Raw genomic sequence first — 11,989 nt, 5'->3', positions numbered from 1 at the left:
GCGCACGTAGAGGCCGAGGTAGAGCCAGCCGGTGGTGTCGGCATACAGGGCCGCGCCGGCGAGGGCCATTGCGAGCGCCAGACCCAGCGGCATCACGCGGTAGCCCACCCGGCCCTGCGCGTGCGCCCGCACGGCCAGCGTGCAGCAGATCAGCAGCATGGGGCTCGGCAGATGAAAGGCCAGGCTCAGCCAGAACGACGGCGAGGCCGCACCCGGCAAGGAACAGAGCACGAGGACCACCACCACCCAGGCCGCGGCCCAGCGCATGCGCAAGGGCTTCTTCCAGGCGATCACCCCTACGCCACAGGCGGCCAGCACCATCGCCCAGGCGAAGTGCGCATACGCCGTCTGCAATGCGAGCCAGGGCAGGTTCATTTCGCGCCCTCCTCATACTCGATGTCATACACATGGTGCGCAATGGCCCGCCGCTGCTGGGTGTAGGTCACGTGCAGCTGGTTGCCGATCTGCACCAGGCTCGGGTACGAGAACTCGTCGCCGGGCAGGCCGCGCCGCATGTCGGGACCGGCCTGCCACGCCTTGCCGTCGCGCGAGGTCGACAGGCGCAGCCATTGCCGCGGCGAACCACCGCCCGGCAGCGGTTCGTTGTGCAGCAGCACATAGCCGCCGCCGGCCAACTGCAGGGCTGCGACCGAGCTGTCCTGGTTGACCACGGCGGAGGCCGGCACGTCCTGCCAGCTCAGCCCACCGTCGCGGCTCTCGGCCTGCTGCACGCGCTTTTGCGCGCCGATGTCGCGCATCACCGCGCGCAGCTCGGTGCCAGAGAGCGGCAGCAGCGCCGGCTGCAGCGAGGTCACCGAGCCACTGATGCGGCGCACCCAGCGCGGCTCGCCCTGCGCGTCGAAGGAGATCACCATGGGGTACTTGTGGCCGAGCTCGAAGTAGGCCGGCAGCAGCCAGCCGCCGTCGGCCAGGCCCACCGGCCGGGTACGCACCAGCACGCTGGTGTTCCACAGCGGCGTGAGCGGCAGCAGGCGCCGCGCCGTGAAGCTCTGGCCTTCGTCATCGGACACCAGCTGCGCCACGCGCCCGGCGGCCCAGCCGCCCAGGCCGGTGGCCACCAGGTAGAGGTGCACGCGGCCATCGGGCGCGACCCACAGCACCGGGTTGCCGATGCGGCGCACGCCCATGTGCAGGGCCCGGCCCAGTGACTTGCGCTCGACGATGGCACGCGCCTCGCTCCAGCGGCCGTTGTGCCAGCGGGCAGCGTAGAGCTGCACGTCCGGAGCGCTCTCACGCGTGCCGGCCCACCAGCAGGCGAGCAGGTCGCCGTTGGGCAGCGCGGCCAGTGCACTGGCATGGGCGGCAGGCACGCCGGCCGGCATGGGGATGGTGGCCGAGCTGCGCTCGCTCAGGCGGAAGCTGCGCTGCAGCGGCTGCGCCACCTTCAGGGCAACGGGCGCATCTTTCACGGCAGCGCTGTGCCAGCGCCACCACTCGGCCCCGGCGCTGACAAGCAGACACCCCGCCGCCAGCACCCATATCCAGGAAAACCCGATCACTCGCTTCAACACCGTGCCCCTGCACCACCAGAGAAACCGGGCGCGATTGTGACAGTGCGCGCGCCGGAGCTGACGCAGAATGTCGCAGCCCGCCCGCAGGACAAGGAGACCCCATGGACAGCAGCCGCTATGCATCGAGCTCACTGGCCTCTTCATCGCGGCCCTTCGAGATCGCGCACGGCGCCGACCACCAGCAGGCCATCACGCAGTCCCACCAGCGCTGCCGCGCGATGGGGCTGACCGAAGACTCCATCCCCGAGCTGAACCCGCTCAACGCCTACGGGGAGCGCCACATGCGCGAGCAGCACCAGCGCCTGTTCGAGCACGCCACGCCGGTGATGGAGATGCTGTGCGAGCAGATCCTCTTCACCAAGAGCATCGTGGCGCTGGCCGATGCGCAGGGCAACACGCTGCAGGTGATCGGCGACAACGGCTTCATGGAGCGGGTGCAGCAGATCGCGCTCTCGCCGGGCATCAACTGGGCCGAGGCGACCAAGGGCACCAACGCCGTGGGCACGGCGCTCTTCACCGAGGCACCCACGCTGGTCCATGCCAAGGAGCACTTCCTGGCGGCCAACCGCTTCCTCACCTGTTCGGCCTCGCCCATCTTCGACCACACCGGCCAGCTGATGGGCGTGCTCGACGTGAGCGGGCATGCGCTGTCGTACCACCCGCACACGCTGGCGATGGTGAGCATGTCGGCCCGCATGATCGAGAACCACTGGTTCAACGACAAGTTCCGCCACGGCCTGCGGCTGCACTTCCACACCCGGCGCGAGATGCTGGGCACGTTGCGCGAAGCCATGATTGCGCTCTCGCCCGACGGCGGCATCCTGGGCGCCAACCGGGTGGCCCTCGAACTGCTGGGCCTCAACATGCCGGCCTTGCGCAACCTGGGGCTGGAGGCGGTGTTCGGCATCAGCCTGGGCCGCATCGCCGACCACTGCCGCCAGCACGCCGACGAGCCCATGCGCCTGTACCCGCAGCAAGGCGACGTGGCCGGCCAGCCGGTGTTCGCGCGCGCCCTCTTCAACTGGCCCACCTTCTGGCCGACGGTTTCGCTGGCCACCGGCGTGGCGGTGCCGCAGGCACCCGAGCCGGTGGCGATGCAGCCCGCCCCGGCGCCCACCGCACCGGTGCCCACCGCCACGCTGCAGGCCCAGGAGATGGCCGCCATCCGCCAGGCCGTGGCGGCGGCAGGCGGAAACATCTCGCGCGCGGCCCGCCAGCTTGGCGTGGCGCGCAACACCATCTACCGCAAGCTGCGTGCGGATGATGCCGTCGCGAGCGGAACCGGCCCTAAGATGGATCCACCCCCATTGCCAAGGATGCCTGGATGACCGAGCCGGTGCTGGCGGCCCGCCCCGACCTGGTGGTTTGCGATGAATGCGATGCGGTGCACGAGCGCATCGACCTGCCCTACGGCATGGTGGCCCGCTGCCGCCGCTGCAACGCCATGCTGGGCCGCGGCCGCATCCTGCGCACGCAGACGCTGCTGGCCTTCTCGCTGGCCGCACTGATCCTGCTCGTGGTGGGCAACAGCGCGCCCATCGTCACGCTCGACCTCAACGGCGTGACCAGCCAGGCCACGCTGCCCGAGGCCATCCGCCACACCTGGCGCAGCGGCGAGCCGCTGGTGGCCCTGCTCACCGCCGCCACCGCGCAGGTGTTCCCGCTGGTGTTCACGCTGCTGCGCATCTACCTGCTGGGCTCGCTGATGCAGGGCTTCGTGCCGAGCGGCTTCGTGCCGGCGATGCGTGCGCTCGACTTCGTCACCCGCTGGAGCATGGTCGAGGTCTTCATGATGGGCACGCTGGTGGCCGTGGTGCGCGGCGCCACCCTCACCAGCGCCATCCCCGGCATCGGCCTGTTCGCCTACGGAGCCCTGGCGCTGCTGTTGACGGCGATCACCGCCGCCGGCACCAGCGCTCTGTGGAAGCGCAGCAGCGCCCTCGGGCCGCAGCAGGCTGAAGAGGCCGCCGTGTGATGCTGCAGACAGGCGCCGGGCACGGCCTCTTCAGCTGCCGCACCTGCGGCCGGGTGTCGCAGCTCGTGCGCGCAGGCGATGCGCCGGCCACGCTGCGCTGCCCGCGCTGCGCCACGCCGCTGAACCACCGCCTGCCGGGCAGTCTGCAGCGCACCTGGGCCTACACGCTGGCGTCCATCATCCTGTACGTGCCGGCCAACCTGCTGCCCATCATGTCGACCAGCAGCGTGTTCGGCGGCGACGAGTACCACACCATCCTGGGTGGCATCGAGGAGCTGCGTTCCGGCGGCGACTGGATGCTCGCGCTCATCGTCTTCGTGGCCAGCATCGCGGTGCCGCTGCTCAAGATCGGCGCCCTGCTGCTGCTGCTCGTCACCGCACAGCGCCGCTCGCGCTGGCGCAGCCTGGAACGCGCGCAGCTCTACCGCATGATCGAGGCGGTGGGCCACTGGTCCATGCTCGACGTGTACGTGGTGGTGCTGCTGGTGGGCATGATCCGCTTCGGCCCCTTCGCCGGCGTGCAGCCGCAGGCAGGCCTGCTGGCCTTCGGCGCGGTGGTGGTGCTGACCATGCTCGCCGCCGGAAGCTTCGACCCCCGACTGATCTGGCCCGAGAGCGAACCTCAGGAACAACGCAACAACCAATGAGACAGCCCTCCCCTTTCGAAGCCGTTAGCGGGCCGAGCGCCGGGCCGCTCCCAAGCCGGCCCGCCTCCCCTCGGGGGATCGGCCGGCGGTCACGCTGGACGAGGGGCCGTGATGAGTGACGACACCGAACCTTCTTCACTGCTGCCGCCCACCCCGGTCACCAAGCGCTGGCACGGGCCCTCGCTGGTGTGGCTGGTGCCCATCATCGCGCTGGCGGTCGGCGTGGCGCTGCTCATCCGCGCGGTGATGTCCACCGGCCCGCAGGTGACGATCGACTTCCATTCCGCCGACGGCCTGCGGCCCGGCAAGACCGAGGTGCGCTACAAGGAGGTGGTGGTCGGCCGCGTGGAGGCCGTCACGCTGAGCGAAGACCGCGACCGCGTGCAGGTGCAGGTGCGGCTGGACCGCTCGGTGTCCAACATCGCGGTCGAAGACACGCGCTTCTGGGTCGTGCGCCCGCGCATCGACACCGCCGGCGTGAGCGGCATCGAGACGCTGTTCTCCGGCGCCTACATCGGCGTCGATGCCGGCGTCTCCTCCACACCGCAGCGCCAGTTCAAGGGCCTGGAGGCGCCGCCCTTCGTGCTGCGCGGCGAACCCGGCCGCGGCTTCGTGCTGCGCACCGAAGACCTGGGCTCGCTCGACGTGGGTTCGCCCATCCTCTACAAGCGCAACCGCGTCGGCCGCGTCGTGGGCTACAACCTCGACCCGCTGGTCGACGAGCTGTGGGTGCAGATCTTCGTCGAGGCGCCGTACGACAAGCTCATCAACGCCCAGACACGCTTCTGGAACGCCAGCGGCGTGGAGGTCTCGCTCAACAGCAGCGGCCTCAAGGTCGACACGCAAACGCTCGCCTCCGTGATCTCGGGCGGCATCTCCTTCGAGCGACCCCAGGGCACGCAGGGCCTGCCACCTTCGGCCGACGGCATGCGCTTCAGGCTCTTCTCCGACCGCAAGGCCGCGCTCGCCCCGCCCGACGGCGCACCGCTGCGCGTGCGCATGGTGTTCGACCAGTCGGTGCGCGGGCTCGACATCGACGCGCCGGTTGACTTCCTCGGCATCGAGATCGGCTCGATCAAGGCCATCCGCCTCGACTACGACGGCAAGCGCAAGCGCTTCCCGGTGGAGGCGGAGGCCGAGATCTTCCCGACCCGGCTCGGCGCGGTGCGCGAGGCCCTGCGCCACGAGCGTGACGACGACAAGCGGCGCGACACCATGCTGCTGCAGCGCCTGGTGCAAAGCGGCCTGCGCGCCCAGGCGCGCACCGGCAACCTGCTGACGGGGCAGATGTATGTGGCGCTCGACTTCCCCGCCAAGGTGACGAAGGCCGAGCTCGACACCACGACCTCCATCCCCGCCATCCCCACGGTGCCGGGCACGCTGTCCGACGTGCAGCCGCAGATCGCGGAGATCGTGGCCAAGCTCAACAAGGTGCCGTTCGACGACATCGGCCGCAACCTCAACGACACGCTCACCCAGGCACGCCTCACCATCGACCAGCTGCGCCCCGACGCGCAGGCCTCGCTGGCCGAGGTGCGGCGCACGCTGCAGTCGGTGCAGGAAACACTGGCACGCGCCGACCGCCACCTGCTCGACCCGAGCGCGCCCATCCAGCGCAACGCCGAGCAGACGCTGCTCGACCTGCAGCGCGCCGCGCAATCGCTGCGCGTGCTCACCGACTACCTGCAACGCCACCCGGAATCGCTGCTGCGCGGCAAGCCGGACGACGAGAAGATCCCGACGACCGCCCCCGAGCGCCGCTGAACATGAAAGCCTTCCTGCCCCTGGTCGTTCTGGCGCTCCTCAGCGCCTGCACCACGACGCCGCCCATCCACTATCACAGCCTGCTCAGCACCAGCACCGATGCCAGGCCGCGCGAAGCCATTGGCCTGCCGCCGCTGCCGGTCGACCTGGCGCCAGTGCGCGTGCCGGGCGCCGTCGACCAGCCGCAGTGGGTGGTCCGCATGCCCGACGACACGCTGCGCATGCTCGAAGGCGAGCAATGGGTCTCGCCGCTGCGCGACGAGCTGGGCGCCGCGCTCTTCGAGCGCCTGGCGCAGCGCTATGCAGCGGTCGACGCACGTACCCTGCCCGGCCAGCCGGCGGTGCGTGTGCGGGTCGACGTGCAGCGCTTCGAGTCCATCGCCGGCAAGGAGGTCTGGCTCGACAGCGTGTGGTCGGCCCACGGGGAGGCCGACAAGGCCCCGCGCCTCATGTGCCGCAGCAGCGTGCGCGAGCCGGCCGGCGGCGACCTCAAGGCGCTGGCCGACGCGCACCGGCGTGCCGTGGTGCGCCTGGCCGACGAGATCGGCGCCCAGTTGCTCGCGCTGGCCAACGGCGCGGGCGTGCGCTGCCCCTGATCAGCTCAGGCTGCGCTTGCGCCGCGTCGACGCGGCCTGCAGCGTCTCGAAGGCGTCGTCCAGCGCCATCACCGTGCCCGAGCCTTCAGAGCGGTAGCCGGGCAGCTGGTTCACCGCCGCCTTGAAGCCGTCGCTGCGCAGGATGCCCAGCACCTGCTGCATCGCTGGCGTGTCGATCATGCGTTCGTCGCAGAGCAGGCAGTAGCGCTCGGTCTGCAGCGGGATGAAGTCGAGCTTGAAGCGCCGCGCCGGCGTTTCCACGCCGAAGCCCGCGTCGGCCATGCCGCTGGCCACGTAGGCCGCGACGGCGGCGTGGGTGAACTCGCACTGCTCGTAGCCGTGGATGGCCGACTGCGCCAGCCCCTGCTTGTGCAGCATCAGGTCGAGCAGCAAGCGCGTGCCCGAGCCCGGCTGGCGGTTGATGAAGCGCACGCCGGGCCGGGCCAGGTCTTTCACGTCGTAGAGCTTGAGCGGGTTGCCGCTGGCCACCATCAGCCCCTGCTGGCGGGTGGTGACGTGGACGATGCGCTGCGAGCGCACGGAGAACCAGCGGCTGTAGTGGGCCACCGCGGCCGGCTCGAACTCGCCCAGCGGCACCGGGAAGCCCGCCACGTCGCAGCCCTGCCCGTGCAGCGCGGCCACCGCTTCCACGCTGCCGCAGTACTTGAGTTCGTGCGGCACCTGCGCGTCGGCCATGAAGGTGCGCAGCGTCTCCACCGCGAAGCCGTGGTTGGCGTGGATGTGCAGCAGCGAATGCAGCGGGGCGCACACCTTCTCGATCTCGGCCTCCAGCTCGGACGCCAGCGACACGAACAGCGGCGACAGCCGCGCATTGATGCGCCGGTCGGCCCAGACCAGCCGCTCGCCCAGCTCGCTGAGGCTGGAGCCCTTGCCGCGTTCCATGTGGAGCAGCGGCGTGTTGAACAGCGCCTCGCCCTGGCGGATGAGCTGCCAGGCATGCCGGTACGACATGCCGGAGTGCTTGCACGCTCTCGCCAGGCTGCCGTGTTCATGCACGTCGACCAGCACGTCGATCAGGCGCTGCGCCAGGGCCTCGCCATCGGGCCGCGCGATGCTCCAGCGGGGTTGGATGGTCACTTTGTGCACGTGTTCACCCTTATGTTTTGAAACACCTATGGCTTGCGCTGCGAGAAACCTATTGTGTTGCGCCGCAGCTCTTTCTACATTCGAGGTCAAGCTGCTGCCACAGAGCGAAGCTTATGCCCAGGATCTCCTATATGAGGTCGGGGAAACCACAGTACTTGGAGACCACATGTCGTCTGTCGGATTGGGAACAGTGGGGGCTGGCGGGAGCGCCCCCGGCTTGCTGGACAAGGAACGAACCATCGCCGGGCCGGGCTTCAACCGCTGGCTGGTGCCACCGGCCGCCCTGGCCATCCACCTGTGCATCGGCATGGCCTATGGCTTCTCGGTGTTCTGGCTGCCGCTGTCCAAGGCCTTGGGCATCAAGGAGGCCATCAAGTGCGGGCCCGACGTGGGCTTCTTCGCCGAACTCTTCGTCAGCAACTGCGACTGGAAGATCTCCACGCTCGGCTGGATGTACACCCTGTTCTTCGTCTTCCTCGGCTGCGCCGCGGCGCTGTGGGGCGGCTGGCTCGAACGCGCCGGCCCGCGCAAGGCCGGCGTGGTGAGCGCCGTGTGCTGGTGCGGCGGCATGCTGATCTCGGCGCTGGGCATCCACACCCACCAGTTCTGGCTGATGATCCTCGGCTCGGGCGTGATCGGCGGTATCGGCCTGGGCCTCGGCTACATCTCGCCGGTGAGCACGCTCATCAAGTGGTTCCCCGACAAGCGCGGCATGGCCACCGGCATGGCCATCATGGGCTTCGGCGGCGGCGCCATGATCGGCTCGCCGCTCGCGGCCGAGCTGATGAAGACCTTCGCGACCGCCACCGACGTGGGCGTGACGCAGACCTTCATCGTGATGGCGCTCGTCTACTTCGTCTTCATGATGGGCGGTGCCTTCGGCTACCGCGTGCCGCCCACCGGCTGGAAGCCCGCCGGCTGGACGCCGCCCGCCGCGCAGAGCGGCAACGCCATGATCACGCAGCGCCACGTGCACGTGAAGAAGGTCTGGGGCATCCCGCAGTTCTGGCTCGTGTGGATCGTGCTGTGCATGAACGTCTCGGCCGGCATCGGCGTGATCGGCATGGCCAGCCCCATGCTGCAGGAGGTGTTCGGCGGCAGCCTGATCGGCGTGGCCAAGAAGTTCGGCGAGCTCGACAAGGCGCAACTCACCGCCATCGCGGGCGTGGCCGCGGGCTTCACGGCCCTGCTGAGCCTCTTCAACATCGGCGGGCGCTTCTTCTGGGCCAGCCTGTCCGACAAGCTGGGTCGCCGCATGACCTACGTGGTGTTCTTCGTGCTCGGCGGCATCTGCTATGCGTCAATGCCGGGCAGCGCGGCGGCCGGCAGCATGCTGCTCTTCGTGGCGGCGGTCTGCATCATCCTGAGCATGTACGGCGGCGGCTTCTCCACCGTGCCCGCGTACCTGGCCGACCTGTTCGGCACGCAGATGGTGGGCGCCATCCACGGCCGCCTGCTCACCGCCTGGGCCACGGCCGGCATCCTGGGCCCGGTGGTCGTGAACTACATGCGCGACTACCAGCTGGGGCTTGGCATTCCGCGCGAGCAGGTCTACAACCAAACCATGTACATCCTGGTGGGCATGCTGGCGATCGGCCTCATCTGCAACCTGATGATCCGCCCGGTGGCCGACAAGTGGTTCATGACCGAAGCCGAGCTGGCCGAAGAGAAGCGCCTGGCGCACGAGCGCGCTGCCGCCATCGAGGTGGGCTCGGGCAGCGGCCAAAGCGGCAAGACCTCGCCGATCGTGCTGGTGCTGGCCTGGGCCGCCGTGGGCATCCCGCTGGCCTGGGGCGTGTACCGCACGCTGCTCTCCACGGCGAAGTTCTTCCATTGACGAAAGGCACGTGATGACGACCGTGACCTCCCCCGAGACCCTCGCGCTGGTGCGCGAGGTGCTGGCGCGCCGCGCCAGCGAGCCCGGCGCGCTGCTGCCGATCCTGCACGAGCTGCAGGACAGCCTGGGCCACATCCCCGCCGATGTGGTGCCCGAGATCGCGAGCGCCCTCAACCTCTCGCGGGCCGAGGTGCACGGCGTCGTCACCTACTACCACCACTTCCGCGACCACCCGGCCGCGGGCAAGGTGGTGCAGATCTGCCGCGCCGAATCGTGCAAGGCGATGGGGGCCGACGCCCTGCTCGCGCATGCCCAGCAGCACCTGGGCTGCGCGGTGCACGGCCACTCGGCCGACGGCGCCTTCACCCTGGAGCCGGTGTACTGCCTTGGCCTGTGCGCCTCGTCGCCAGCCATGGTGATCGGCGAGGAGGTGCATGCGCGCATCACGCCGCAGCGCTTCGATGCGTTGATTGCCGAAGCGAGGAGCACGACATGAGCATCACCGTCTACGTGCCGCGAGACTCCGCCGCGCTGGCGGTGGGTGCCGACCGCGTCGCACGGGCCATCGCCGATGAAGCGAGCCGGCGCGGTGCCGACATCACCCTGGTGCGCAACGGCTCGCGCGGCCTGTTCTGGCTGGAGCCGCTGGTCGAGGTGAAGACGGCACAAGGCCGCATCGCCTACGGCCCGGTGGACGTGAACGACGTGGCCTCGCTGTTCGACGCCAACTTCCTGGCCGGCGGGGCGCACGCGCTGTGCCTCGGCCCGACCGAAGAGATCCCCTACCTGAAGAAGCAGGAGCGCCTCACCTTCGCCCGCATGGGCGTCACCGACCCGCTCTCGCTCGACGACTACACCGCGCACGAAGGCTTTGCCGGCCTCAAGCGCGCCCTCACCCTGCCGCCTGCGCAGATCGTGCAGGAGGTGATGGACAGCGGCTTGCGCGGCCGCGGCGGCGCGGCCTTCCCGGCCGCCATCAAGTGGCGAACCGTGGCCGCCACGCCGGCCGCACAGAAGTACATCGTCTGCAACGCCGACGAAGGCGACTCAGGCACCTACTCCGACCGCATGACCATGGAGGGCGACCCCTTCATGCTGATCGAAGGCATGGCCATCGCAGGCATCGCCACCGGCGCCACGATGGGCTACGTCTACGTGCGCTCCGAGTACCCGCATTCCATCGCCACCCTGAGCGAAGCCATCCGCCGCGCCGAATCGGCCGGCTACCTGGGCCGCAACATCCTCGGCTCCACCCACCACTTCACGCTCGAGGTGCGCAAGGGCGCGGGCTCCTACGTGTGCGGCGAAGAGACCGCGCTGCTCGAGAGCCTGGAAGGCAAGCGCGGCATCGTGCGCGCCAAGCCGCCGGTGCCGGCGGTGGCCGGGCTCTTCGGCCAGCCGACGGTGGTCAACAACGTGATCACGCTCGCCACCGTGCCGCTGATCCTGGCGCGCGGCGCGGCGTTCTACAAGGACTTCGGCATGGGCCGCTCGCGCGGCACCCTGCCCATCCAGCTCGCCGGCAACATCCGGCACGGCGGCCTGGTCGAACGCGCCTTCGGCGTCACGCTGCGTGAGCTGCTGTACGACTACGGCGGCGGCTCGGCCTCGGGCCGGCCGATCAAGGCCGTGCAGGTGGGCGGCCCGCTGGGCGCCTACATCCCCGAATCGCAATGGGACGTGCCGCTCGACTACGAGGCCTACGCCGCGCTCGGCGCCGTGCTGGGCCACGGCGGCCTGGTGGTGCACGACGACAGCGCCGACATGTCGCAGCTGGCCCGCTACGCGATGGAGTTCTGCGCCATCGAGAGTTGCGGCAAGTGCACGCCCTGCCGCATCGGCTCCACCCGCGGGGTGGAGGTGATCGACAAGATCACGAAGAACCAGAACCGGCCGCAACAGGTCCAACTGCTGCGCGACCTGTGCGACACGATGGTTCATGGCTCCCTGTGCGCCATGGGCGGCATGACGCCCTACCCCGTGCTCTCGGCCCTGAACCACTACCCCGAGGACTTCGGCGTCGGGGCGCCCGCGACCAAGGCCGCTTGACCGAGATGCCTGGGATGTCTGCTCGCACATCACCCCCCGCTCAGCCTGAGGTATCGAAGGCCCGCGCAGGCCGTGCCGGGCTTCGATACCTCAGCCTGAGCGGTCGGTAGTACGCGAGATGCTTGATTTGAAGGAGCCACCATGCTCGACCACCTGAAAGAAACCGACTACGGCACGCCCAAGCGCGAATCCGAACAGGAAGTCACGCTCACCATCGACGGCATGCAGGTCACCGTGCCGGCCGGCACCTCGCTGATGCGCGCCGCGGTCGACGCCGGCGTGCAGGTGCCCAAGCTGTGCGCCACCGACAGCCTGGAGCCCTTCGGCTCGTGCCGCCTGTGCCTGGTGGAGATCGACGGCCGCAAGGGCTACCCCGCCTCATGCACCACCCCGGCCGAGGCCGGCATGAACGTGCGCACGCAATCGCCGAAGCTGCAGGAGCTGCGCAAGGGTGTGATGGAGCTCTACATCTCCGACCACCC

11 protein-coding genes and 1 pseudogene are annotated in these 11,989 nt (G+C 69.7%); 9 read left to right on the top strand and 3 right to left on the bottom strand.

The window, feature by feature from the left end:
* A pseudogene (locus VFL64_RS16950) lies at positions 1 to 375 on the bottom strand (hypothetical protein); the annotation flags it as partial.
* Positions 372 to 1,430, bottom strand: coding sequence for an exo-alpha-sialidase (locus VFL64_RS16945; RefSeq protein WP_489541554.1), 1,059 nt, complete (start codon positions 1,428 to 1,430; stop codon positions 372 to 374). The gene VFL64_RS16945 and the pseudogene VFL64_RS16950, both read right to left, overlap by 4 nt.
* A 203-nt stretch (positions 1,431 to 1,633) precedes the next feature.
* On the opposite strand from VFL64_RS16945, the gene VFL64_RS16940 reads away from it, so the two are divergent.
* The 5 genes from VFL64_RS16940 to VFL64_RS16920 all read left to right on the top strand — a co-directional run bounded on the left by VFL64_RS16940 (position 1,634) and on the right by VFL64_RS16920 (position 6,514).
* The gene (locus VFL64_RS16940) at positions 1,634 to 2,860 is read left to right on the top strand and encodes a sigma-54-dependent Fis family transcriptional regulator (RefSeq protein ID WP_489541553.1); all 1,227 of its coding nucleotides are present in this window, start codon (positions 1,634 to 1,636) and stop codon (positions 2,858 to 2,860) included.
* Positions 2,857 to 3,507, top strand: a complete 651-nt coding sequence (locus tag VFL64_RS16935) for a paraquat-inducible protein A (protein ID WP_489541552.1) — start codon at positions 2,857 to 2,859, stop codon at positions 3,505 to 3,507. Before VFL64_RS16940 ends, VFL64_RS16935 begins: the two co-directional genes overlap by 4 nt.
* On the top strand, positions 3,507 to 4,154 hold the full coding sequence (locus tag VFL64_RS16930) for a paraquat-inducible protein A (RefSeq protein ID WP_489541551.1): 648 nt from the start codon (positions 3,507 to 3,509) through the stop codon (positions 4,152 to 4,154). The genes VFL64_RS16935 and VFL64_RS16930 overlap by 1 nt, the downstream gene beginning before the upstream one ends.
* Before the next feature lie 111 nt (positions 4,155 to 4,265).
* Positions 4,266 to 5,918 carry a PqiB family protein gene (locus VFL64_RS16925; protein WP_489541550.1) on the top strand — a complete coding sequence of 551 codons (1,653 nt, stop codon included), beginning with the start codon at positions 4,266 to 4,268 and terminating at the stop codon, positions 5,916 to 5,918.
* Positions 5,919 to 5,920: 2 nt separating this feature from the next.
* A complete protein-coding gene (locus tag VFL64_RS16920) occupies positions 5,921 to 6,514 on the top strand; it encodes a PqiC family protein (RefSeq protein ID WP_489541549.1) in 594 nt (197 codons plus the stop codon).
* Here the strand turns inward: VFL64_RS16920 and VFL64_RS16915 are convergent, their stop codons facing one another.
* Positions 6,515 to 7,621, bottom strand: coding sequence for a substrate-binding domain-containing protein (locus VFL64_RS16915; RefSeq protein ID WP_489541548.1), 1,107 nt, complete (start codon positions 7,619 to 7,621; stop codon positions 6,515 to 6,517).
* Between the two features lie 166 nt (positions 7,622 to 7,787).
* On the opposite strand from VFL64_RS16915, the gene VFL64_RS16910 reads away from it, so the two are divergent.
* The 4 genes from VFL64_RS16910 to VFL64_RS16895 all read left to right on the top strand — a co-directional run.
* Complete coding sequence (locus tag VFL64_RS16910) at positions 7,788 to 9,458, top strand: OFA family MFS transporter (protein ID WP_489541547.1); 1,671 nt, start codon at positions 7,788 to 7,790, stop codon at positions 9,456 to 9,458.
* A gap of 13 nt (positions 9,459 to 9,471) precedes the next feature.
* Complete coding sequence (locus VFL64_RS16905; protein ID WP_489541546.1) at positions 9,472 to 9,954, top strand: formate dehydrogenase subunit gamma; 483 nt, start codon at positions 9,472 to 9,474, stop codon at positions 9,952 to 9,954.
* The gene (locus tag VFL64_RS16900; RefSeq protein WP_489541545.1) at positions 9,951 to 11,507 is read left to right on the top strand and encodes a formate dehydrogenase beta subunit; all 1,557 of its coding nucleotides are present in this window, start codon (positions 9,951 to 9,953) and stop codon (positions 11,505 to 11,507) included. The genes VFL64_RS16905 and VFL64_RS16900 overlap by 4 nt, the downstream gene beginning before the upstream one ends.
* Positions 11,508 to 11,648: 141 nt before the next feature.
* On the top strand, positions 11,649 to 11,989 hold a 341-nt coding region (locus VFL64_RS16895; RefSeq protein WP_489541544.1), incomplete at its 3' end, for a 2Fe-2S iron-sulfur cluster-binding protein.

It is taken from the genome of Rhizobacter sp., assembly GCF_035702065.1.
Taxonomy (GTDB): domain Bacteria; phylum Pseudomonadota; class Gammaproteobacteria; order Burkholderiales; family Burkholderiaceae_C; genus Rhizobacter.
This window is presented reverse-complemented; position numbering and strand designations above follow the sequence as displayed.

What these genes read in the sequence shown, in the direction of transcription:
- VFL64_RS16910 (WP_489541547.1), top strand. Translation starts at nt 7,788, where the DNA reads ATGTCGTCTGTCGGATTGGGAACAGTGGGGGCTGGCGGGAGCGCCCCC.
- VFL64_RS16930 (WP_489541551.1), top strand. Translation starts at nt 3,507, where the DNA reads ATGCTGCAGACAGGCGCCGGGCACGGCCTCTTCAGCTGCCGCACCTGC.
- VFL64_RS16900 (WP_489541545.1), top strand. Translation starts at nt 9,951, where the DNA reads ATGAGCATCACCGTCTACGTGCCGCGAGACTCCGCCGCGCTGGCGGTG.
- VFL64_RS16920 (WP_489541549.1), top strand. Translation starts at nt 5,921, where the DNA reads ATGAAAGCCTTCCTGCCCCTGGTCGTTCTGGCGCTCCTCAGCGCCTGC.
- VFL64_RS16935 (WP_489541552.1), top strand. Translation starts at nt 2,857, where the DNA reads ATGACCGAGCCGGTGCTGGCGGCCCGCCCCGACCTGGTGGTTTGCGAT.
- VFL64_RS16925 (WP_489541550.1), top strand. Translation starts at nt 4,266, where the DNA reads ATGAGTGACGACACCGAACCTTCTTCACTGCTGCCGCCCACCCCGGTC.
- VFL64_RS16940 (WP_489541553.1), top strand. Translation starts at nt 1,634, where the DNA reads ATGGACAGCAGCCGCTATGCATCGAGCTCACTGGCCTCTTCATCGCGG.
- VFL64_RS16905 (WP_489541546.1), top strand. Translation starts at nt 9,472, where the DNA reads ATGACGACCGTGACCTCCCCCGAGACCCTCGCGCTGGTGCGCGAGGTG.